Annotated in this window: 16 protein-coding genes; 7 read left to right on the forward strand and 9 right to left on the reverse strand. The window is 59.7% G+C overall.

Annotated features, from left to right (window positions below):
* Positions 1 to 373: 373 nt before the first annotated feature.
* Positions 374 to 868, forward strand: coding sequence for a GatB/YqeY domain-containing protein (locus BLQ12_RS16140; RefSeq protein WP_092211906.1), 495 nt, complete (start codon positions 374 to 376; stop codon positions 866 to 868).
* Complete coding sequence (locus tag BLQ12_RS16145) at positions 869 to 1,306, forward strand: hypothetical protein (protein WP_092211908.1); 438 nt, start codon at positions 869 to 871, stop codon at positions 1,304 to 1,306.
* A 218-nt stretch (positions 1,307 to 1,524) separates the two neighbouring features.
* Here BLQ12_RS16145 and BLQ12_RS16150 read toward each other — a convergent pair whose 3' ends face one another.
* Complete coding sequence (locus BLQ12_RS16150) at positions 1,525 to 1,734, reverse strand: SlyX family protein (protein ID WP_226860179.1); 210 nt, start codon at positions 1,732 to 1,734, stop codon at positions 1,525 to 1,527.
* On the reverse strand, positions 1,731 to 2,411 hold the full coding sequence (locus tag BLQ12_RS16155) for a spermidine synthase (RefSeq protein WP_092211912.1): 681 nt from the start codon (positions 2,409 to 2,411) through the stop codon (positions 1,731 to 1,733). The genes BLQ12_RS16150 and BLQ12_RS16155 overlap by 4 nt, the downstream gene beginning before the upstream one ends.
* A 514-nt stretch (positions 2,412 to 2,925) precedes the next feature.
* Here BLQ12_RS16155 and BLQ12_RS16160 point away from each other — a divergent pair.
* The 5 genes from BLQ12_RS16160 (at position 2,926) to BLQ12_RS16180 (ending at position 7,806) form a co-directional block, all read left to right on the forward strand.
* A complete protein-coding gene (locus tag BLQ12_RS16160; RefSeq protein ID WP_092211914.1) occupies positions 2,926 to 3,831 on the forward strand; it encodes an SDR family oxidoreductase in 906 nt (301 codons plus the stop codon).
* A 344-nt stretch (positions 3,832 to 4,175) separates the two neighbouring features.
* The gene (locus tag BLQ12_RS27075) at positions 4,176 to 4,514 is read left to right on the forward strand and encodes a sugar porter family MFS transporter (protein ID WP_139164005.1); all 339 of its coding nucleotides are present in this window, start codon (positions 4,176 to 4,178) and stop codon (positions 4,512 to 4,514) included.
* 173 nt (positions 4,515 to 4,687) lie between these two features.
* On the forward strand, positions 4,688 to 5,902 hold the full coding sequence (locus tag BLQ12_RS16170) for an MFS transporter (protein WP_175469864.1): 1,215 nt from the start codon (positions 4,688 to 4,690) through the stop codon (positions 5,900 to 5,902).
* Positions 5,903 to 6,118: 216 nt separating this feature from the next.
* Entirely contained in the window at positions 6,119 to 6,670 is a 552-nt protein-coding gene (locus BLQ12_RS16175; RefSeq protein ID WP_092211920.1) for a hypothetical protein, read from the forward strand.
* Between the two features lie 80 nt (positions 6,671 to 6,750).
* A complete protein-coding gene (locus tag BLQ12_RS16180; protein WP_175469865.1) occupies positions 6,751 to 7,806 on the forward strand; it encodes a tetratricopeptide repeat protein in 1,056 nt (351 codons plus the stop codon).
* A 166-nt stretch (positions 7,807 to 7,972) separates the two neighbouring features.
* On the opposite strand, the gene BLQ12_RS16185 is transcribed toward BLQ12_RS16180, so the two are convergent.
* The 7 genes from BLQ12_RS16185 to BLQ12_RS16215 all read right to left on the reverse strand — a co-directional run bounded on the left by BLQ12_RS16185 (position 7,973) and on the right by BLQ12_RS16215 (position 22,101).
* Positions 7,973 to 8,938 carry an HD domain-containing phosphohydrolase gene (locus BLQ12_RS16185; RefSeq protein WP_092211924.1) on the reverse strand — a complete coding sequence of 322 codons (966 nt, stop codon included), beginning with the start codon at positions 8,936 to 8,938 and terminating at the stop codon, positions 7,973 to 7,975.
* A gap of 178 nt (positions 8,939 to 9,116) precedes the next feature.
* On the reverse strand, positions 9,117 to 10,739 hold the full coding sequence (locus BLQ12_RS16190) for a response regulator (RefSeq protein ID WP_092211926.1): 1,623 nt from the start codon (positions 10,737 to 10,739) through the stop codon (positions 9,117 to 9,119).
* The gene (locus tag BLQ12_RS16195; protein WP_092211927.1) at positions 10,736 to 11,653 is read right to left on the reverse strand and encodes a CheR family methyltransferase; all 918 of its coding nucleotides are present in this window, start codon (positions 11,651 to 11,653) and stop codon (positions 10,736 to 10,738) included. Before BLQ12_RS16195 ends, BLQ12_RS16190 begins: the two co-directional genes overlap by 4 nt.
* Before the next feature lie 10 nt (positions 11,654 to 11,663).
* Positions 11,664 to 15,218 carry a response regulator gene (locus BLQ12_RS16200; RefSeq protein ID WP_175469866.1) on the reverse strand — a complete coding sequence of 1,185 codons (3,555 nt, stop codon included), beginning with the start codon at positions 15,216 to 15,218 and terminating at the stop codon, positions 11,664 to 11,666.
* A 55-nt stretch (positions 15,219 to 15,273) separates the two neighbouring features.
* On the reverse strand, positions 15,274 to 16,266 hold the full coding sequence (locus tag BLQ12_RS16205; protein WP_175469867.1) for an ABC transporter substrate-binding protein: 993 nt from the start codon (positions 16,264 to 16,266) through the stop codon (positions 15,274 to 15,276).
* A 363-nt stretch (positions 16,267 to 16,629) separates the two neighbouring features.
* Positions 16,630 to 20,343 carry an SIS domain-containing protein gene (locus BLQ12_RS16210; protein ID WP_092211933.1) on the reverse strand — a complete coding sequence of 1,238 codons (3,714 nt, stop codon included), beginning with the start codon at positions 20,341 to 20,343 and terminating at the stop codon, positions 16,630 to 16,632.
* 363 nt (positions 20,344 to 20,706) lie between these two features.
* Positions 20,707 to 22,101, reverse strand: a complete 1,395-nt coding sequence (locus BLQ12_RS16215; protein ID WP_092211934.1) for a penicillin-binding transpeptidase domain-containing protein — start codon at positions 22,099 to 22,101, stop codon at positions 20,707 to 20,709.
* Between the last annotated feature and the right edge of the window lie 14 nt (positions 22,102 to 22,115).

Here is a 22,115-nt window from a genome sequence, read left to right on the forward strand (position 1 = left end):
TTCTACGTGCTTGATGTTCCCTGTAAAGGAATGGTTGCGGCGTGCCATGGTCGAGAGCCTTCGGAACACCCGGCTAGTTGTTCCGGTCATGGAAAGGTGCAAGGGGATCAGAGGTGGGTGAGCGGTCGTTTTGTACGGAGCGTGAACCACTTTCATGTTCACGAAACACAAAAAATAGGGTAAAGAGTTTAGACTGTCAAAGATTCCCATGCAAACTGAAACAGCCGCTGGTGCGCTCCTGCTTCGTGCAGGCCGCAAGGATGACATGTGACGCGGTGCCCTTGTCACAAAGGGCGTTTTGCGGGGACTCATAACCAATCCATCCACAAAGGATGCCTCGCTTCGGTGAGGAAGAGAAGAATGCAGGTGTGAAATGGCTGAAAACGACAAGTCTCCGTATGGCTGGAGTGAGGGGGACGGCGTCTCCCTTTACAACAAGATCAAAGAAGATCTCAAGACAGCTATGAAAACAAAGGACAGCGCTGCCCGGGACACGTTTCGTCTGATTATGGGGGAGTACCCCAAGCTGACGGTGGCCATCACCCTTGAGAGTGGCAAGAAGACCACTCGGGTGAAGAACCCCGATGAGATCACCGATGAAGACCTCCAGAACATCATCCGCAGCCTCGTCAAGTCGGAGAAGGTGGTGCTGGAGGTGCAGGGCGAGGCCACATCGGCGTACCTTGAGTTGCTCCAGAGTTACCTCCCCGGCATGGCCGGTGAAGCCGAGATCAAGGCCTGGATCGAGGCCAACGTAGATTTTTCATCCGTGAAGAGTCCCATGCAGGCCATGGGCCAGGTGATGAAGCATTTCGGCAAGCTGGCCGACGGCAATCAGGTTAAGGAGATTCTCAAGGAGATGGGCTAAATGAGAGAAAAGATCACAGAGGTTATGCAGAAAATTACGTTCCTGGAGAAAGATTTGGACCTCCAGAAGCACATCCTGCGTGCCCTTCCCAGCGGTGAAGAAGAGCAGGGCCGAGAGGTCCTGGGGACCATTGCCGACATCAAGGGAAAGATCGATGCCTGTCGCCTGGAGATCAAAGCCCTGGACCCGGATGAGTACGATCGCATGATCCGTTTCGAAGGGGCTGCGGCGGCGTTCAAGGAGGCTGCCGAAGGCCGGGAGTTTGTGACTGTCGTTGATCTCAATACCCACGTGGAGTGCCGCATCGAGACCGTTGACGGCACGGCCATCGATTGCCTGGTCAAGGCCCGGGATACCTCCGGAGAGTGGCTGATCATGACCGTGGACGGCGAGGTGATGACCCTGGCGGCGGACCAGGTCCCGGGTGAGGACGCGTAGGCTCGGGCAAAAAGTGTTTGTGTCATTGAGCGGTGGCGACCGTTTCAACGCTGATGGCGATCCACATGCCGTTTATGGTGCTTGTTCCTGGTTTACCGCTCGGTGCGTGTATCGTTTCGTTATGCCACGGAGCCCTTGGGGTTAAGAGGGACCGACGGATCGGGCGGTATCGACCGATCCGTTGGGGCACCACCCGGCGATTGGTGTTTCCTCATTGCTTAGTAGTGGGGCGGTTTTTCGTTTGAGGGAGCACGCTCCATGCGTGTGTCCGCGACCTGCTCCATCTTGTCGAGGAGGTACGCCACCGTATTTTTCAGGCGGTCGATCTCCTTTTGCTGCTCAATCACCACGCTGTTGAGTTCGTCAATGGTGTTCTCCTGAAAGGCCAGCTTGGTTTCGATGTCCATCAACCGATCCTCACTCATCATATCCCCCTTTCTTTTGTTTTTTTCGCAAACCACAAGGTGTGTTTCCCGCCTCGCTTGAGCCGTGCCTTGACATGGACCTCTTCCACGGCGAGGCCGCAACCGGCCAGTCGCTTGGTAAACACCGGGTCGGCGTGGGCCGACCAGACACCCAGGACCCCGCCGGGGACCAGGTGTTTTTTTGCGGACAGGATGCCTGCTTTGCTGTAGAGGCTGTCGTTTCCGCTTCGGGTCAGGCCGTCCGGGCCGTTGTCCACGTCAAGGAGGATGGCGTCCCAGGGGCCCTCCTCTTTGATGGCGTCGCCGACATCCCCCACAAACACAGTGGTGCGTGGGTCGCTCAGGGGGTGGCCGGCCAGGTGGCCGTAATGGTCCCGGTTCCACGCCACCACCTCGGGCACCAGCTCCGCCACGGTGACAGCAGCCCCGTCTCCAGCATGGTCGAGGGCTGCGCGCAGGGTATAGCCCATGCCGAGCCCCCCCACGAGGATGCGGCATCCGTCGCAGGAGCCAAGGCGCTTGATCGCCTCTTCGGCCAGGACCTCCTCGGAGCCGTGAGCCCGGCTGTTCATTAATTCGTACCCGTCGGTGCGGATGGAAAATTCATCCTGCCGCCTGGTCAGCCGAAGGGTGCCACCCCCCGGTACCTCAGCCTCTCCCAGAAACTCCCAGGGAATCATCGTGTGTATCCTTTGTCTTCATGGCCATGGTGTGGCGCCATGAAGGTCGTTGTGAAATAATCGTAAGAAAACAGCCTCCGGCGTCCGGTGGCAAAATCCAGGCCCATGCTCAGGAACCCCGGGTGTCAGGATATCACAGGGGCCCGCATTAAAAAACAACCTCAGGCCCGGGAGCTGTCCCTGACATGGGCTTTGCGCAAAGCTCCTCTTTTACAGGGCGACAGAGGAAATGACAAATGAAATCATGGGCCGCCCGGCCATGCCCCGTCGTGGTCCCCGTTCAATTTCTTTTTTGCCTGTCTTTTAAGATGTACCTTTCAAATTCACCTTGACAAGCAGAATGGTTCCCCACTAGTGTTGAGACAGTTCCCTTACTACTTTTCACCTTCGCTGCCGTTGTGTCTCTGGCAGCCCTCATCTTTAGCCTTTCCACCGGAGTTGTTCCGGTGACAACCCATCTTTCGACCGAGAGTGTCAACCATGGACCCTTTTACGATATGAGAAGGAGGCGTGTATGGGCAAGATCCGATTTGATGATCAGGTGGTGGTGATTACCGGGGCGGGCTCAGGTATTGGCAGGGCCTATGCCCACGCCTTTGCCTCACGGGGAGCCCGGGTGGTGGTCAACGACCTGGGGGGCAACCGGGACGGTACGGGAGAGGCACGGGGAGCCGCAGACACCGTCGTGGCCGAGCTGGCACAGTATGGCGGTGGGGCTGTTGCAAACTACGACTCCGTGGCCACCGTCAGCGGGGGAGAAAGGATTATCGCCACGGCCGAGGACCATTTCGGCCGGGTGGACGTCCTTGTGAACAATGCGGGGGTGTTGCGTGACAAGAGCCTGTTGAAAATGACGGAGGAGGATTGGGAGCTTGTGGTGAACGTCCATCTCAAGGGGGCTTTTTGTGTAACGCGTCCGGCCTTTGCCCTCATGAAGAAAAACGGGTACGGTCGGATCATCAACACCACATCCGGCTCGGGCCTATACGGCAACTTCGGCCAAGCCGCGTACATGGCGGCGAAAATGGGGGTGGTGGGGCTGATGCACAGCGTGGTGGCCGAAGGGAGCAAGCACAACATCCTCTGCAACGCCATCTCCCCGGTGGCGGCTTCCCGCATGACCGACGACGTGATGCCCGCTGAAATCCTTGAAAAGCTGAAGGCCGAGTTCATCACGCCCCTGGTGCTTTTCCTTGCCTCCCAGGTTAACCGGGAGACGGGGATGATTTTTAATTGTGCCGCCGGCTGGTTCAGCCGGACCGCCATCTGTTGCGCCCCGGGACTCTGCATCGGAGACGCGAAACGGGAGATAACCCCCGAAGAGATTCATGATAACTGGATGGCCATCACCTCCCTTGACGACGCCGTTCCCCTGGACTCCGTGGTGGACTCGTTTCGGTTCATGACATCCCTTTTTTAAAAATATGGCCTCAAAGGTCGAGGTTTTTTTTGCGGCCCCTCGCCTTGTGGTCGGAGGCAGCCAAGTTAAAGATGCCTTCGACGGGGCGCTTTTCCGGGGTGCGCCCGAATTGACACCCCGCGTCGGTCGCGGTATAGTAACACCATGGATTAACAAAGTGTTCATTCCCCTTCCCGGCGATTTTGGCACCGGATTTCCCCCACGTTTATTCCCCTTGCCCTCCCATGGGTTTCGATGGCTCTCCCCTGATATAAACGACGGCGGTTTTTGCCCCGTCAGGAACACTGGATGTTCAATGAATCGGAAACGCCTCTGAAAGGCGGCGATCCGATGCTGGGGGTGTTATGGAAGATATGTATACGATACGAGACGAGAAACGGGTGGTTACCTTGAAAGGGCGTCGCGCCGGGTCCGAGCGGCGAAGCATGGAACCGCAGGGCACAGCGATACCTGCGAATCGCAGGAAGGGGGCCGAGAGGCGTCATAAGCAGGTGCTGTCCGCCAGAGATCGCCTGTTCGAGCGCATCAGCAGCCTCACCAACGGCATCGCCCTTCTGGCCGTGGGGCTCTTTTTTCTCCTTACCGGTCTCACCTTTCTCCCCGTGGTCGGGCTGATCGTGGGGGGCTACATCATCATCAAGAGTTTCGTCGTCATGGCCGAGGTCCTGCACAAGGTGGAGTAGGATGAATCTCCTTGAAATCAGCACGTGAATCGACTACACCTTCCCTTCACCTGCCGCACAGGCCTGCGCTCCTCATTTTTTTGCGTTCGGCACCGTCGGAGGCGCCGGGGGAATGATCCTCCGGTCAATGATGCCCGCAAGGGGAAGAGGTTGGTCAGGCGATGCGCCGTGATGTGAAGTCGAATATTTTCAAGTTGTATGTGATCAAGGTCTCCAAGTGGCTGATGCTCACCGTGCCCATCGTGTTCCTTTTTTATCGGGAGAATGGGCTGGGCACCCGGGACCTGTTTCTGTTGAAGGCGGCGTACTCCTTTGCCGTTGTGCTCATGGAGATCCCCTCGGGGTACTTCGGGGACATTTGGGGGCGCAAGGTATCCCTGGTCATCGGCAGCATCATGGGGGCCGTCGGCTTTGGCCTTTACAGCGTCTCGGCAGGGTTCTGGGGCTTTCTCGCCTGTGAGATGATCCTGGGGGTGGGCCAGAGCTTTATCTCGGGCTCGGATTCCGCCCTTCTCTACGACACCCTTGAGGAGCAGGGGCTGGGAAGCTCCTACCTTAGAGAAGAGGGACGCCTGGTTTCCATCGGAAATTATGCCGAAGCCATCGCCGCACCCATCGGGGTGGGGCTGGCCGCCCTGAGTCTTCGCACCCCCTTTTATTTCCAGGCCGTGGTTGCCTTTTCAGCGGTTCCCGCCTCCCTGCTTCTCTATGAGCCCCAACGGCGACGGATCATCAATAAGGGTAATTTTGCCCAGATTTTTCAAATTATCCGTTACGCCCTGACCCAAAACACAGGCCTTAAGTGGCGCATCATCTACTCGTCGGTCATCGGCACCGCCACCCTCACCATGGCCTGGCTGATCCAGCCCTATTTCGTTCACCTGTCCGTTCCCCTGGCCCTGTACGGCCTTTTTCTGCCCGCCCTTAACCTCACCACCGGTATTGTGTCTTCCCATGCCTGGAAGGTGGAGGCCTGGCTGGGGCGGGACCGCACCGTCCTTCTCATCGCCTTTTTCATCGGTTCCGGGTACCTTTGCCTCAGCGGCTTTACGACCCTTTGGGCCGTGGGGTTTCTCTACCTTTTTTACATGGTCAGGGGGGTGGCCACCCCGGTGCTCCGAAATTACATCAACGAGTCCACGCCGTCGGAGATCCGGGCCACGGTCCTCTCCATTCGAAGCCTCATTATTCGCTTGTCCTTTGTGATCATCGGGCCGTTTCTGGGCTGGTTTGCAGACGGGACAGGGATGCCTGCAACCCTTCTGGCCGGGGGCATGGTGTTTCTGGTCGGGGGGCTCTGGACGGGCCTTCAGCTCCGCAAAGAACCCGAAGGCAATGCCATTGAACCCTTTCTTTCCGACGAAGGGGCCCTTCCGCCGACACGGTGAATGCGCCTCCGGCGGGGCGCATTATGAAAAGAGCGCTGCAAAAATGATTTGCTGAGGCATCCCCGGCCATGGGCAGGCCTCCGGTGCACCCTGCCTGGGGGGTTGGTTGTACCCTTTATTCTGCTGTGATCTTGGTCATACCGTTTTGGCGTGAAATGAGTTATAAAAAATAGTTTATCTTTTTTATGAATGCAACATGAGGAAAGGTCCCCCCCAATGGAATCACAGAAATTGACCGGTATCGCCATTCGACTCCTGGCCCTTTTCTATGCCGTCAAAGCTTTTTTCGCCATTCCCGGCGTTGTGGGCAATTATTTTATGTCCCGGGATGCCCTTCGGATGCTCCCCGGTGACGAGGCCTTTGCCATGGCCGCGCGGATGAGCGCCTTTGCCCAGCTCAATGCGTTTTTGCCCTTTGTGATGCTCCTTTTTTCCGGTGTTCTCCTGGCCAAGGCGGATACCCTGGCCCGCCTGTTCAACCCGATGCCCTTTGAACTGCCGTCGGCCCCTGAAATGACCCCCACAGCCCTTGTGAAAGGGGCCTTGTGCCTTCTTGGGATTGTGGGGATCGGTTTTTCCTTCCACTACCTGGTGGCCTTTGGCTCCACCTTTGCGGTGTACGGAGCCCAGGTGACGCTGCTGGAGACATCGGCAAAGATACGGCTCTGGAGCGGCTGCGTGACGGGGGTGCTGTATCTGGTCTGCGGTGTGGGGCTGCTTCGGTATGCCGGGGGGATTGCGCGCCGGTTTTTCCCCGTGGGGGCATGAGGCGCGGTGGTCGGTCATTATTCTACGGTTTGATGTCTCTTTCTCCAACGGAAAGATCCATGACGAAGATGAGGATGTATATGAAAAAGCGACACTTTTTGTTGGCCTGTATTCTGTTTCTTTCCCTTGCCGGTGTGTGTCTGGCGGACACCCCTGCTGCAGGTGACCAGGAGGGTTTTCCGGGCGGGTATACCAAGGAACGGTACCTGACGGACAAGGCCAAGGCGGAAAAGGGCGATGCCGGTGCCCAGTTTGTGATGGGCTACCTCTACCATCGCCAGGTGGTGGATTTTGTGAAGGCGGACAGCGCCAAGGCCTTTTCCTGGTATCAAAAGGCGGCCCTCCAGGGGCATCTTCAGGCCTGTCAGATTTTGGGGCTCATGTACCAGAAGGGCGACGGGACCAAGGCCGATCCGGAAGCGGCCAAACGATCCTATCAGTATGCTGCCGACCGCGGGCTGGCGGAAGCCCGGTACGGCCTGGGTCTGCTTTACGCCGAAGGGCTCGGGGTCCCCCGGGACGAAGAGCTGGCGATTTTCTGGTTTAAAAAGGCCGACAGGCAGAATTTTTCCCCGGCCTCCGTGGCCCTGGGCGTCATGTATGCCGGCGGCAGGGGTGTCTCCAAAGATCTGGAAGCCGCGTTCAACTGGTTTGTGCGGTCCGCTGAGCTTGGAAACAGCGAGGGGATGCTGAGGGTGGCGGGAATGTATCGCACCGGCATTGGGGTGCCCCAGGATATCGGCATCGCCATTCGCTGGCTGGAAGAGGCCTTGAAGGTGAAGACCCGCTCCTCTCTCCTTGCCACCAACGACCTGGCCTGGATCCTTGCCACCTGTCCGGACACCACATACCGGGACAGCAAACGGGCCCTGGAGCTGGCCGAATTCCTCGTGAAGTCCGGGGCCACCCAGCCCAGCGCCCTGGATACACTGGCGGCGGCCTATGCTGCCAATGGCCTGTATGAAAAGGCCATCCATGTTCAGGAGGATGCCATTCGGAAACTCGATGAAACCGGGGAGGTTCAGCTTGAAGCGGCCTTAAAGGAGCGGCTGGCGCTTTATAAAGCGGGCAAACCGTGGATCGATACGGAGAAGACCGTGTCCCCGGCGAAGAAGCAGGGGACGGCGCAGAAATAAAACATGCGGTAACATGAAAGCTGGCTGTCGCCGTGTTTGCCCCTTGGGTCAACGCATGGCGGCATTTTTACGGGATGTATGCCGACCTCACTGCCGTGAGGAGACAGGAAAGCCCCGGGTTCTTTAGAATCCGGGGCTTTGTTGTTTGCAAGGGGACGATGCCGGGCTACAGGGCCACCTGCTCATCCGGGAAATCGGTGTACTCAAGGACAATCTCCCGAAAGGTTGATTCCGCCGCAAGGAAGGCATCCACCACCTCGGGGGCGAATTGGGTGCCGCGCCCTCCATTGATGATCTCCATGGCCACCTCATGGGAAAACGCGGGTTTATAGCTCCGATATGTCACCAGGGCATCATAGACATCTGCCAGGGCCATGAGGCGCGCGGGAATGGGGATCTCCTGGCCGGTGAGGCCGTCGGGGTAGCCGGTGCCGTCCCAGCGTTCGTGATGGGAGGCGGCGATGTCGCAGGCAATGTCCAGGAAGGGGGCCCACAGGTCGAGGTGACGTCCGGCGGAGAGAAGGGCGTCCCGGCCGTATGCCGTGTGTTTTTTAATCTGTTCGTATTCGTCGTCGGTGAGTTTGCCCGGTTTCAGGAGAAGGCTGTCCGAGACCCCCGCCTTGCCTAAGTCGTGCAGGGGGGCTGCCATGAAGAGCATCTCGATGGTATCGGGGGTCAGGGTGTCTTTGTAACCGGGGGTGTCCATCAACTCCCGGGCGAGGGTTTTGATGAAATGGGCGGTACGCCGGATGTGGTTGATGGATTCGTTGTTCCGTGTTTCGGCAAGGGAGCCCATGGCCAGAAGGGTCACGTCCCTTACCGCCGCGAGCTGGCGGAGACTCTCGGTCTCCTGGTGTTCTGACGCCGCCTCAGGCCCTTTGAGGATAAGGACCGGGACGTTTCGGGTTGCCTCTGCTTCGTTTAGTTTGCGTTTTACGTTCCGGGCTTCCATGCCGGCTGCGCGGGCGTCCAGGAGGATGAGGTCCGGGGGCGTGGCCGAGGCCGCGAGTTGCAGTGCCGCGTCACTGCTTGTCGCAATCCGGGTGGTGCAGGTATCCTTGAGCAACCCCATGAGTCGCTGGGTATTTTCAGGGGTATCTTCAACAATCAGCACGGTTTTTTTCTCCATCATGACGTGTCCTCCGGGGAAAGGAATGATGCGTTAAAAAAAACAACCGGTGAGAGCGTCTCGCGACATCTTTGATAATATCACTCTGAATTCAAAGGATAAAGGAAAAGCGTTTGTTCGTGGAAGTATGGTGTCACAGGCGTTGACATGCGGCGATGTATCTCGGCCTGTGACCGGCGACTCAATGGACGGTTTCGCAAAAAGAGCCCTGGGCCTGGCGGATCAGTCCCTCGGCGGTGCCCGGCATGCCCGGCGGGAGCATGCCGATGCCTGCCGTCAGGGAGAGGTTGAACCGAAAGGCGTTGAAGACGAAGTCCCTCTGGGTGATGGCATCGGTAAACCGATGGGAGATGCGAGGGACCTCCGGATCGGTGATGCCGCTGAGGAGCACGGCAAAGGTGGCGTTGTCGAACCGGGCGGCCAGGTCGTCGGAGCGGGTCATATCTGCCAGCAGGCTCCCCACGCTGCCCATGACCATGTCCCCGGCTTCGGTGCCGTAGGTGGTGACGACCTCCTCAAAGTTGGTGAGGTGGAGAAGGAGCAGGGCAAGGCCCTGGCCCATGCGGTGGGCGCGCTTGACCTCCCGGTGGAGCAGGTTTTCAAAGCAGTGCCGGGTGTAAAGGCCGGTGCAGGGATCTCGGAGGGAGGCCTCGTCGGCACGATCCATGGCCGCCAGGGTGGAGCCGGACACCACGGTGTCCAGGGCTCGGTGAAGGAGGGTCCGGATGAGATCTGGGGTGATGCGGGGTCGCTCCAGCACCTCCAGGGCGCCCTGGCGGATGAGGCGTGAGACGGTGAGTTCGTCGGCGACATCGGTGATGATGACGAACAGGGGACGATTGGCCGGGGGGGTGAGGTTTCTGGCCAGGTCTTCGGCAAGGCCGTCCGGAAGGGGGCGGGAGATAAACAGAAGGTCCCGGCTGTTTTTTTCAAGGGCTTCTTTTGCCCCCTGTGTGTCCTCGACGCAGGCGATATCCAGGCGGTCCAGGGTGTTCAAGGCCTGAATCAGCGGGGAGCCTTCGCGGCCGTCCCGGCCCACCACAAGGATTCGGATGGTCTGGTCCAGGTCGATAATGGAGCCCTCCCCGGGGTACTCCCGGGTGTCGTCTACGTGTAGGGTCTGTATTTTACGGATGATTCCGGCGATGCGTCGTCCGGATTCGTCAATGCGTTCCATGTACACGGGTAGTTTGTCCGGGGATTCTTTGTGGATGTTCATCAACTGGATGTTTCCCTGCAGGGCCATGAGGGGCTGGCTCAGCTCGTGGGCCATGGCCCCTGCCATCTGCAGGAGAACCTTGAGGCGTTCATCCCTGAGTTTTTTCTTCTGGTGGACCTGGATCTGGGAGTTGGCCTCCTTCAGGGTCTCCACCGTCTCGGTAAGCTCCCGGGTGGTGGCTAAAAGCGATTGCTGGTACTGGTGCAGCTCCAGAAAGACGTTGACCTTCCGGACGAGGGTCTCCGGGTCCAGGGGCTTGGAGAGGTAGTCCACGGCCCCGGCATCGTAGCCCTTGAAAATGTGCTGGGTGTCGGTGTTGATGGCCGTCACGAAGATGATGGGGATGCGGCAGGTGTCCGGGTTGCCGCGGATGAGCTCAGCGGTTTCAAAGCCATCCATCTCCGGCATCTGCACATCCATGAGGATGAGGGCCACCGGGTGGTCCAGCAGGAGCCCCAGGGCTTCGTTGCCCGAGGTGGCGGTGAGGATGGTGAGGTGGGGACGGGCCAGGACGTGTTTCAGGGCGAGAAGGTTCTCTTCCAGGTCGTCGACCAGCAGAATCTGTTGGGTTGCATGGTTCATCATGGGGTCATTACTCCGGGGGGGACGGGCTCATCGGCTGACGGTATCACGGTATCGCAGCAGGGGCCCGAAGGGGACGGTGTCTCTTTTTTCTGGTAAATTTTCTCCTTGGGCACGGCCCGTGTCACACGATCGGCCCAGGAGGTGATGTTCATGGATTCGCCGGTTCCCAGGCAGAAAAAGCCGTCCGGGGCAAGGCTGTCGAAGAAGGTGCCGATGACCCGGTTTCGCAGCGGTGGGCTGAAATAGATCAGGACGTTTCGGCAGAGGATCAGGTCCATTTCGCCGAAATGGCTGTCGGAGACCAGGTTGTGATCGGAAAAGCGGATGGCCTCTTTAAGGGCACGGTTCATGATGACGTTGTCGTAGCGGGCCGTGTAGTGGTCCACCAGGCACCCGCATCCTCCGGATAGCAGGTGGTTCCGGGTGTATGTACGGATGCTCTCAATGGGGTAGATGCCCTCCCTTGCCGTGTGAAGGACCCGTTCGTTGAAGTCCGTGGCGTAGATGCGAAACCTGCCGGCAAGCCCCTCCTCCTGGAGCAGGATGGCCATGGAGTAGGCCTCCTCGCCCGTGGCACACCCCGCCACCCAGACACGCACAAAGGGGCGGGCGGCGAGTTTCGGTACCACGTGTTCCCGGACCGCCTTGAAAAAATGGGGGTCCCGGAACATTTCGGTGACGTTGATGGACAGGTCGGCCAGCACGATTTCGAAAAAGGCACGGTCGTTCAGGATCCGGTACTGCATCTCCGAGAAACAGGTAAGGCCCGAACGCTCCAACCGCCCCTTCAGGCGCCTGTGCAGGGACCCCTGGGCATATTGCTGAAAATCGTAGCCGTATTTCCGGTGGATGGCATAAAGCAGGCAATCCATCTCAATGGCGTCGTTTTCAGTGAGGGGCTGGGCCGGTGCCATGGGGTCCCCTTTACGCATAGAGCCAGACCCGAAGCATGGAGAGCAGCTTGTCGGGGTCCACGGGTTTGGGCATGTAATCGTTGGCTCCGGCCTCGATACTGGCCGTGCGGTCTTCGGCCATGGCCTTGGCCGTCAGGGCGATGATGGGGAGCTCCTTGAACTCGGCCTGGTTTCGGACAGCACGCATGGCCTGGTACCCATCCATTTCCGGCATCATGATGTCCATAAGGATCAGGTCGATGTCGGGGTTTTCCGCAAGGCGCGTCAGCCCTTCCCGCCCGTTTCGTCCCACCACCACATCCATCCCCTTTTCATGGAGAAGCCGTTTCAGGGCAAAGACGTTGCGCATGTCGTCGTCGACGATGAGGATTTTTCGACCGCTTAAGATCGCCTCTTTGTCATGGCAGAGGGGGCGGACCTGTTTCAGGGGCCTGGGGAGGGCGGACTCCACCTCGTGGAGGAAGAGGGTTGCTTCGTCCAGGTCCCGGTGCATGGCCTCAAGGCCGGGGGACTCTTCCGCCTGTTCAAGGGCGGTTTTCGGTGCCATGGCCCGGTGCGTTTCGTCGATCTCCGAGAGCACTTCGTGCAGGTGTTCCAGGCTCACCGGTTTGGCATGGAACCCGGCGACTCCCAGGTTCATGGCTTTCCCTTTCTGGTCCCGGGAGGAGATGACGTGCACGGGGATGCCGGCGGTGACGGGGTTTGTTTTAAGGCGGTTAAAGACATCCCATCCGTCCATGCGGGGGAGCTTGATATCAAGGATGATGGCCGTGGGGGAAAAGTAGTCGGCAAAGTGAAGGCCTGTTTCGCCCTCTTCGGTGACCAGGGTGTTGAATCCCTTTTCACGGGCCAGTTTGACGAGAAGGGAGGCAAAGGTGACGTCGTCCTCGATGATGAGCAGGGATTTGTCTCCCGGATGGGGTTGATCCTTAAGGGCGCGATCAAAGGGTGGGGGCGTCACCGCTGCTGGTTCGGCGGGTGCCGGGGCCGAAAGGGCAGGGCGCTTCACCGGGGGAACGGTTGGTGCCTCCGCTGTCTTGGGGCAGGGAAGCAGGAGGGTGAAGCAGCTGCCGATGCCCTGTTCGCTGGAGAGGTGAAGGGACCCCCCGAGAAGGCCGGCCAGCTCCCGCGAGATGGTGAGGCCAAGGCCCGTGCCGTAGTATTGCTTGCTCTCGGTGCCGTCCACCTGGCAGAAGGCCTCAAAGACATGGGCGTGTTTTTCCCTTGGGATGCCGATCCCCGTGTCGGTGACGCGGAAAGCAAGGGCCGAACCGGCCTCAAGGTTTGCATCGGCGGGGAGCTCGTTGGGGGCGGGTTTTTCGATGCTGAGGCTTACGGAACCGGCATCGGTGAATTTCAGGGCATTGGCCATGAGGTTTTTGAGGATCTGCTCCAGCCTCTGGCGGTCGGTTTCAAGGGTGGCCGGTGCATCCGGAGCCAGGCTCAAGGCCAGGGCGAGCTCCTTCTCTTCGGCAAGGGGGAGGAACATGCGGCGAAGGCTCTCCACCAGAGCGGACAGGGGGGTGGGAGACAGGGTCACGGTCATGCCCCCCGCTTCGATCTTTGAGAGGTCCAGGATTTCGTTGATGAGGGTGAGGAGCTGGGAGCCGGAGGCGTGGATGGTGCCTGCAAACTCCACCTGATCGCCGTTGAGGTTTCCGTCCGAGTTCTCTTCCATCATGCGGGAGAGCAGGAGAATGCTGTTTAAAGGGGTCCTGAGTTCGTGGGAGATGGTGGCCAGGAACTGGGACTTGTAGCTGTAAGAGAGCTCCAGGTCCTTGGCTTTTTGCCGGATAAGGATCCCCGCCTCTTCCAGCTCCAGGTTTTTCCGCTTGATGCTCTCTTTCTGCTCTTCAAGCTGCTGGGTCTGCTCTTCGAGTTCCTGGTTGATGTGCTGGAGGGTCTCCTGCTGGAGTTCCAGCTCTTCGGCCTGTTTGCGCGTCTGGTGCAGGAGCGATTCGGTTCTGTTGCGGCCCCGGGTAGAGTCTACGGCCACGGCAATCTGTTTGCTCATGAGGTCGAGGAACTTCAGGTCCTGGCGGGAAAAGGGGCCAAGGCCCGCCAGCTCAACGACGCACAGTGTTTTTTCGTTCTGGGGGCAGGGCTGGATGACCACCTCACACGGGTAGGCGTCCAGAAGCCCCGAATGGATGGGCAGGTAATCGGCAGGGACTTCGGTGATGCGCAGGCGGCTTCCGGAGACAGCCACTTCCCCCACAAGGCCTTCGCCAAGGGGAATGGAGGGCGCTCCCCCTTCCGGGGCCGCCTCTGCAAAGCCGCCGATGCAGGCGAGGACGCCGTCGTCAACGAGGTAGATTCGTCCTGCCTGGGCGTCTAAGTAGTTGGCCAGGAACTGGATGATCTGCCGACCAAGCTCATGGAGGGTGAGGTCCCCCTGGATGCGGTTGTGGAATTCGCTCTGGCCGATGCTGAGCCAGTTCTGTCTCTGGATTTTTTTCCGGGACCGGGAGAGCTCTTCGTTGACGCTGTGGAGATGGTCCCTCTGTTTTTCCAGCACCGCATGCTGCTTCTGGAGCTCTTCGCGGACCCGTTCGTGCTCTTCGATTTCATGGGTCAGTACCTGATTGGTGCGGGTGAGTTCCTCTTCGTTTGCCTCCAGGCGCTCTTTGCTGACGGTGGTCTCGGCAAGGCGCTTTGTCATGTGGTTGAAGTCCTGCATCAGCGCGCCGATGTCTCCGGAAGCGTTGTTGTCCAGCCGGATGGTGAAGTCGCCGTTTCGTATCTGGTGGGTGGCGCTTTTGAGCTGGTTGACGGAGCGGGAGAAATAGCTGCTCGCCCAGTTTGCCAGGGCCAGGATGAAGGGCAGGCCGAGGAGCATGCAAAAGAGGATGAAGCGCTTGAAGGTGTTCAGGAGGTGCTGGGCCCGGTTGATAAAGTAAAGGGCCGTACCCTGGGAGGTTTTCTGTGTCTCCAGGAACAGGGGCGCCAGCTCGTCCATGTTGATGACGGTGGCCACGGCCATGGGCAGGCCGTCTGCCGTGGTCCGCTGCACAGGGGCGATGAAGGTGTATTTGCGGCGTGTCTGCCCGCTGGTCTCCTGCCAGGAGAAGTAGCCCGAGGCGTATTTCCCCCCGAGGCTCGATGAGATAATGGTGAGAAATTCCTCAGAGGCCTCGGAGATGCTGGAAACAGAGGTGTTCTCAAGGTCGGTCACGGGGTGAAACAAGGTGGTGCCTTCCCGGGTGTCGATGAGGGTCGTGTAGCCGTTTTTTTCAATGGGCTGCAGGGCGATGCTTCGAAACCGGGGGTCTTTCTGGAGCTCGGCCAGGGTGAGGGTGGGGCGGTGTTCAAGGTAGAGTTCGATCTGGAGGGCCACATCCATGGATTTTTGCCGGACACTCTTGGCGAGGGTATCGGTGAGGAGCCGTTCCCTCTGCTGCTGAAGATCGCCGAGCCCCTTCTGGATGGTCTGGCTGGTCCGAAGGGGAAGGTCCCGGGTGATGAGGGTGATGGCGATGCCAAAGATGGCGATGGGAAGAATGCCGGCGATGAAGGTAATGGCCATCAGCCGGGAGCTGTATTTTTTGGGGAACAACTGGATCATGGGTTGTGCAGCCTCCGGGGACTGTGGGGTCGGCATGGTACGGCCGGTGATGTGTTTATTCGTAAATATTGTCTGCCATCAGGATCGCGTTGCGATGGATGGGGATGTTCAGTTTTCTGGCTTTCTTCAGGTTGATGGTGAGCTCGTGGAGCTGGGGGCTTTGGGAGGGAATGGCCCCGGCGCTGATGCCTGCGAGGATTTTCTCCACGGGGCCTTTGACCTGCTTGCCTGTTTCGGCAAAGTTGCAGTGAACGGCCATGAGGGTGAACCCTTTTTTGACCTGTTCACCGCCCACCCCGATGAGGGGAACTCCGGCTGCATCGCTGGCTGAGGCGATGCGTCGCATCTTGGCAGGGACATTGAGGATTGCATCGGCCGGGATGTAAATGGCGTCCACGGCGCCTGCCAGTCTGGCGACCTCGTCTTCCAGGGTGCCCAGGGCCTTGCCCTCGATGCGGGTGGCAACCACCTGCCACCCCAGGGCGGTTGCTGCCGTTGCGGCTTCATGGGCCGTGGCCTCGGCAGCCAGGGTTTCGGTGCAGTAGAGGATTCCCAGGCGTGAGACCTCGGGCATGATGGTTGCGATGGCCTGGAGCTGCGCACGGGCGGGGACCCGCATGCTGATGCCGGTGAGGTTGTGGCCGGAGCAGGAAACCCCCTGGATAACGCCGGTCTCCTTGGGGGCCGCCACAAGGGTATAGACGATGGGGATTTCAGGTGCCGTCTCCATGGCAAGGAGGGTGCCTCCGGTCCCCAGGGTGATGAGGATGTCCACCTTCTGGCGCTTGAACTCACGGATGGCCGACAGGGCCATTTCCCGGCTTTGCTCAGCGTTGTGGATGGTGAGGGTCAGGTTGTCCCCGGCCTTAAGGCCAATGGAGGTGAGCCCCGCCTGGATCCCTTCCCGGGTGAGGCGAAACGGGGGAACCTGTTCGGTCCACTGCAGGACGCCGATGTGGGGGCCCTTGGGCCTGCCCTGGGTGATCCCGCCAAAGACGACAGCCAGGGCAAGGATGGCGGCGGTCAGGTAAATCAGATGTTTTTTCACGTGCTCTCCCGGGCATGGGCCGGTCGGGTCCGTACTGCCCGGTGGCCTCGCAAAAAGTCGATGAATCGGTATCTGCAAACTGTATTTTGTAAATGGCTGCACGTGCGCACACAGCCTTGCTGACTGAGGGGTGGTCAATGCCGACTTTTTGGCGAATGCATTATTCCTCTCATTAGACGAATCGACAATTGGGTAAAAGAACTGGAGTAAAAAGTCAAAAAAAAAGGAAGGAATGTGTCAACGGGGCATCAACGGCTGGAAGATGCCAATGGAAGGCAAGGGGGAGGGTGGAAAAAGAAAGACCGGGGGAGCCGCTGGGTCACGGGCATCCCCCGGTTTGGTAGAGGGTGGAAAACGGTGGCGTTATTCTGCATTCTCCAGGGACGCCGCCATTTTTTCGCCGATTTTCTCGGCGGAGAGGCCAAAGAGCTCGTCTATGGAGACCAGCTCCAGGAAGGCATCATCCCAGGTGTGCCCCAGCTCCTGGACAATGTTGCGAATCCTCTCGTGCTTGCCCCCCAGGGCCTTGGTCTTGCTGTGCAGGGGAATGCGTCCCTCTTTGAAGGTGACGTTGATGGAGAGGATGAACTCGATGACGTTGGCATTTTTGGCGAGCACCGGAATGATAAGGGTGTTCTTGTCGTCTTTGTTCCCTTTGCCGATGAAGACGTTGCCTTCGCGCACGATGATGCTTTTGGTGCCCTTGAGCCGCGGGTCGCTCTCCACCCGGGAGGTGGTGTTGGCAAAGATCCCGTCCTTGTCCACCAGGGAGATGGTGGTTCCGGGGGTGGCCTCTCCCAGGAGGTTGAGGCCGTCGATGCGGTAGAGAAGGGTCCCTTTGATGCCGGAGATTACCCCTTGCAGGTTCTTGAGGACCAGGACGTTGGTGCTGGTGAGCTGGGGCAGGGTGACGCCCCGGTGTTTCAGCGTGTCAAAGAGGATCCCTTCGAAGGTCTCGGTGATGCGGCTGGTGCCCACGGTGACGGTTTTGGCCTGGTGCTTGATGGCATCCACGGGTCGGGCCATGGCGTTGATGGCGTTTGCAAAGCAGCCGAAGAGCTTGTCCAGCATGTTGGACGGGGTGCCCTTGCAGTCGAAGTCCAGCTCAAAGTCCGCCGAGGGGAGTTTGCCTGCCAGGTACTTCAGGAGCAGGGTGATGTCCGAGGCGGTGTTGAACCCCAGGATGGGAGGCAGCTTTCCCTTGCGCCGGCTGGTGCGGAACTCCTTGTAGACCGTGGTGACCTTTTCACGAAAGGCCTTCTCCAGGATGATCTCATACAGGTTCATCCCCTTGGCCTCAAAGCTTGAGATGACCTTCTGGAGCCCTTTCCGGTGTTCGTAGATCACCCGGGAGCCTTCGTTGATGGCCAGGGCCGCATAGTATCCCCAGATGTGGCCGGCCAGGGTGTTGAGCACAGGGGCCAGGTGTTCGGAGATCTGGGGCACGTGAAAGATGGTTGCCGCATAGTCGTTGAAGCGTTCCTCCCCTTCGCTGGCGATGACGATGGGGATGGCTTTGTGGGCGTGGAAAATGGCCGTGTCCTTGATGATGTCCCCCAGGACGCTCTCCCGGGTGCCGGCGGCACAGACGATGATCAGGGGTTCGGAGGAGAGGTCGATGTGCTTTTTGTCCTCCACAAAGTCGCTGGAGATGGTCTTGTAGCAGAGTTCGCTGAGCTTGATGCGGATTTCATCTGCCGAGGCTTTGTTGGCGCCGCTTCCCACCGATGCCCAGTAGGTGCGGCTCACGGCATGGGTGAAGGCCGACTCCTTGATGGCCTCGGTCATACCCAGGACTTTTCGCATCTTGGGGGGAAGGGCCAGGAGCTCGCGGATCTCTTCCGAGATGAAACGGGCGTCGCGTTTTTTTGTCTCGGAGGCCAGGTGAAGCCCGATGAGGGCCCCTGCCACGATCTGGGAGTAAAAGGCTTTGGTGGAGGCCACGCTCATCTCGATGTCGCGGCCGCTGCTGGTGTAGACCACCCCGTCCACCTTGAAGGTGAGGTCCGAGTCGCGGCGGTTGACGATGGCCAGGGTGGCGGCCCCTTTGGCCTTGACCATGTCCACGGCCAGGTTGGTGTCCGTGGTGGTGCCGGACTGACTGATGGCGATGACCAGCGCATCGGCCATGGTGTCGCCGTCGCCGTCGCCCATCATGAACCCGGAGAGTTCCGAGGCCTTTAAGGGGCAGACCTGGATGGCTGGATCTCCCAGGTAGTGGGTGAAGAGGTGGGCGATGGCCTGGGCGGCGATGCCCGCCGTGCCCTGGCCCACGAGGAAGACGCGCTTGATGCTGCCGTCTTTGATGCGTGCAATGGTGTCATCCGGGATGGACCGGTTGCCGAGCATGGTCCTGCAGAGCTCTTTGTCACCGTCGATTTTCCAGCGGTTCTGCATGGTTTTTTCAACGGAAGCCGGGGCCTCGGAGATCTCTTTGAGAAAATAGTGGGGGAAATCCTGGCGGTCGATGTCCCGGCTGGTGATTTCCGTCTCCATGACGGACTCCACGGTAACGGGGACCTCGGTGCCGTCGTAGTGGTAGGAGCGGATACCGGCCTCGGCCCCTTCAAGGCGGGCCCTGGTGCCGTCTAAGATCACGATCTGTCCGGAGACGGGCTCGCCGTTTTTGCCGGTGATGGTCTTTTCTCCGTTGAGCTTGATGTAGCGGGAGGTCTCCTCCACAAAGCCGTACACCTCGGAGACGGCGATGTAGTGGTCCTCGGCAATGCCCACGAAAAGGGCCTGGCCGCTGCCCTTCTGGGCAAGAAAGAGTTTGCCCGGGGCCAGGTCGGTCTGCATGGTGATGGCGTGGGACCCTTGAAAGTCATTGACGGCAAGGCGAAAGGCCTCTTCGATGTCATGGCCCGCCTTGAGGTAGACCTCCACCTGCATGGGGATGACCTTGGTGTCCGTGGTGATCTCTTTCTGGAGGGTATCGAACCGGTCTTCGTACTCCCCCTTGAGGGAGACGTGGTTGTCGATGTCCCCGTTCAGGCTGACGTGGATGATGCCCGAGCGGGGGATGCGCCCGTCGGTGTTCTGGTTGTCCACCGGGTGGCAGTTGGCGTCGGTGATGGCCCCCACCGAGGCCCAGCGCGTATGGGAGGAGACGGTAAAATCGCTGCGCCTGAAGGTGGCCGCGACTTTCAGCAGCAGGTCGTTCCTGATCTGTCGCCGGAGAAAATCGACGTTGTCGCCCAGGCTGCCGATCTCTGCGGCCCGTTTGTAGACAAACGCGATGGAGGTGGTGGCCCCGCCCTCTTCCACGGCAACGGTGTTGTTAAGGAGGGTGTCTCCTGTGGACCGCTCATTCAAGGTCTCTTCAAGCCCTTCGGCCTGAAGGAAGGCCTTCAGCTTGGTCCAGGTCCCCTCAGGAAAGGTGAACATCACGGAGATGCCGGCGGAGTCCCGTCCCCGGACTTCGAGGCGGTTGATGGCGTTTAAGGTGGTGTTGATTTTCTTGTAGGGGACGACCCAGCCGTTGCCGGACTGGATGAGCTCGGCCCCTGCCAGGTCCCGGACGCTTCGGACATTGGTCAGGGTCTCTTCGGTGAGGGACCAGGATATGTCCCGGAGGCTTTCCAGGGCCTCTGACACGGCGTCGGTGTCGGCAGGGGAGAGAAACCCCGCCTGGTCGGCAAAGGCCGCCTCTTCCCGGCCGAGGAGTTCGCGGATCGATGCGGCGGTACGGGTGAGGGCCTCAAGGTGGTCCTGGTCCCGGAGAAGCTGGGAAAAAAGGTGGTCCTCTTTGAACCGGCAGGCCTCACGGTAGAGCTCGGCCACCTGCTGGCGGCCGCCGAGGTAGTCGGTGGTGAGCTCTCCCTTGGCCTCGATGACAGCGGCGAGCCCCTGCCCGGACAGGGCGGCTACGGCGTCTTGAAGGGAGGGCATGGGCGCGTCCGAGGGCCCTCGTTCAAAGGAGACAAGGCCTGCAAGGCCGCAGTGAAGGGTGGTGGGGGCATAGGGAAAGAGAACCCAGGCATGTCCGGTGTGCTCCTGGGGGCGCCTGCCGAAACAGATGGGGGCGTTGAGAAGTGAGCGCAGCGTGGTCCAGGGTGTTGCAAACGTCCTTTTCATGGTGAGATTCTCCAATGGGTTATCCGGGCGCCGAGGGGAACCGGGCGCGTCTTGTAAATATGAGTGCTTCACGGTATCGGGGTGGGCTCCGCGGCGGTTGTCCTTACGGAACGCGTCGTTTACGTGGGTTGGCGATGTCAATGGGCCGGGTGCCCTTGCCATGGAGACAGCAGCCGTGGGATGGTTCGGCACCTTCCGCACCTGGGCTGAGCATGGCAGGGGGACTGTTTTTCAGTGGGCCCCCGCAAACGAGAACCTCTTTTTCGGTACCCGGGATGGCCCGTTGGCCATGACCGGGCTAACTTTTGAGTTATACCACAGCTTGCAGGCCGAGGTCCCCCAAAAAAACGGGACCCGGTCGTGTCAGGAGTCGTTGGGTGTTTTCGCCTGTTGGGTATCGGCGATGTGGGGCCGGGGTGATTCAGGGGGGTGGCTGAAGTAGCAGGTGATGGCTTTTCTCGCATAGGCGCTTGCCCGGGTGCCGATGTACGCCTGGTGGCCCACCACCACGGCAATGGCCATGGAGCGGCCGGTTTTGTTCTCCTTGGCAAATCCCACGAACCAATCCACCCGAACGTCGCGGGCTTTGTTGGAGATGGACCCGGTTTTTCCGCCCAGGGTGAGGTTTTTCAAGACGGGGTCCCTGCGGTACCCGGCAAAGCTTTTGCGGGCGGTTCCGGACCGGATGGTGCGTTGCATGAGCTCATTGAGGGTGGAGGAGACCTTCTGGGGTACGGCCTGCCCCAGGCTGGGCGGGCGGGGAACGGTGAGCTCTTGGCCACCGGCTGTCACCACCGAGTCGACAAGGTACGGGGCGGGGATGTTTCCGCCGGTGACGGCGGTGGCGCCGATGAGGGCGCCGTGGAGGGGGGAGATACGGGTGATCCGGTTGAACCCGCAGGCCACCTCTGCCCATTGGTAGGGGTCTTCACCGATGGCGAGGGTGCTTTTTTCCACCGGCAGATCAAAGGCGATTTCCTGGTTGAAGAGGAACCGTTCGGCGTAGCCCGACAGATTCTCCTTTTTAAGTTTGAGGGCACCCAGCTTGCCGAAGACCGGGTTCACGGACTGGGCAAAGGAGTCCCGGAAGGAGATGGTGTTGGTGTACTTGTTCTTCTTCTCGTTGAGCTGCCGTTTGTACAGGGTGTACTTGCCGCCGTTGAAGGAGAGGGTGCTCCGGGGGGTCAGCCCCAATTTTTCAGTGGCAGCCGAGGCCGTGATGATTTTAAAAATGCTGGCGGCTGGGTAGGCGGCCTCAAGGCTCGGGTTTTCTGCGTCCTCTTCCTTGCTGAATCCGGCCATGGAGAGGATTCTCCCGGTGGCGGGGTCCACGGCCACAGCCGCCACATACCGCGGCGTGCCGCGTTTTCTGGCGATGTTGCGTTTGAACTCGTTGATGAGAAGGGCCTGGAGTTCCAGATCGAGGGTTGTGGTGAGGGTCAGCTCCTTGTCCCCCTGGGTGACCTGAAGTTTTTTATGATCCAGGTGGGCCAGGGTGCGGGGATCGAGGAGGCCGCGAAGGCTGTCCTGGGTGAGGCGATTGGGGTTTTCCTGCCGGGAAGGGGCCGGTGGCGCATCAAAAGCCGCCTTGATGCGAGGGGCAAAGGTCACCGCAAGGGCGATGACAAGGGCTGCCAGGACCCCTCCGGCCAGGCCGCGCAGCACGCCCTTTTTCAAGGTGTGGGATCGGGCTATGATTTTTTGGCGTTGCTTCAGGCTCTGCTGGTAAGCTCGCCAGTCCTGTTTTTGCTGTCGCATAGGTCTCGTCTGAG

It is taken from the genome of Desulfoluna spongiiphila (genome assembly GCF_900101345.1).
In the GTDB taxonomy this organism is placed as follows: domain Bacteria; phylum Desulfobacterota; class Desulfobacteria; order Desulfobacterales; family Desulfolunaceae; genus Desulfoluna; species Desulfoluna spongiiphila.

Coding starts and splice junctions, on each gene's coding strand:
- BLQ12_RS16140 (WP_092211906.1), top strand. CDS start 374: ATGGCTGAAAACGACAAGTCTCCGTATGGCTGGAGTGAGGGGGACGGC.
- BLQ12_RS27075 (WP_139164005.1), top strand. CDS start 4,176: ATGGAAGATATGTATACGATACGAGACGAGAAACGGGTGGTTACCTTG.
- BLQ12_RS16175 (WP_092211920.1), top strand. CDS start 6,119: ATGGAATCACAGAAATTGACCGGTATCGCCATTCGACTCCTGGCCCTT.
- BLQ12_RS16145 (WP_092211908.1), top strand. CDS start 869: ATGAGAGAAAAGATCACAGAGGTTATGCAGAAAATTACGTTCCTGGAG.
- BLQ12_RS16150 (WP_226860179.1), bottom strand. CDS start 1,734: ATGATGAGTGAGGATCGGTTGATGGACATCGAAACCAAGCTGGCCTTT.
- BLQ12_RS16190 (WP_092211926.1), bottom strand. CDS start 10,739: ATGATGAACCATGCAACCCAACAGATTCTGCTGGTCGACGACCTGGAA.
- BLQ12_RS16195 (WP_092211927.1), bottom strand. CDS start 11,653: ATGGCACCGGCCCAGCCCCTCACTGAAAACGACGCCATTGAGATGGAT.
- BLQ12_RS16160 (WP_092211914.1), top strand. CDS start 2,926: ATGGGCAAGATCCGATTTGATGATCAGGTGGTGGTGATTACCGGGGCG.
- BLQ12_RS16200 (WP_175469866.1), bottom strand. CDS start 15,218: ATGATCCAGTTGTTCCCCAAAAAATACAGCTCCCGGCTGATGGCCATT.
- BLQ12_RS16210 (WP_092211933.1), bottom strand. CDS start 20,343: ATGAAAAGGACGTTTGCAACACCCTGGACCACGCTGCGCTCACTTCTC.
- BLQ12_RS16215 (WP_092211934.1), bottom strand. CDS start 22,101: ATGCGACAGCAAAAACAGGACTGGCGAGCTTACCAGCAGAGCCTGAAG.
- BLQ12_RS16155 (WP_092211912.1), bottom strand. CDS start 2,411: ATGATTCCCTGGGAGTTTCTGGGAGAGGCTGAGGTACCGGGGGGTGGC.
- BLQ12_RS16185 (WP_092211924.1), bottom strand. CDS start 8,938: ATGATGGAGAAAAAAACCGTGCTGATTGTTGAAGATACCCCTGAAAAT.
- BLQ12_RS16180 (WP_175469865.1), top strand. CDS start 6,751: ATGAAAAAGCGACACTTTTTGTTGGCCTGTATTCTGTTTCTTTCCCTT.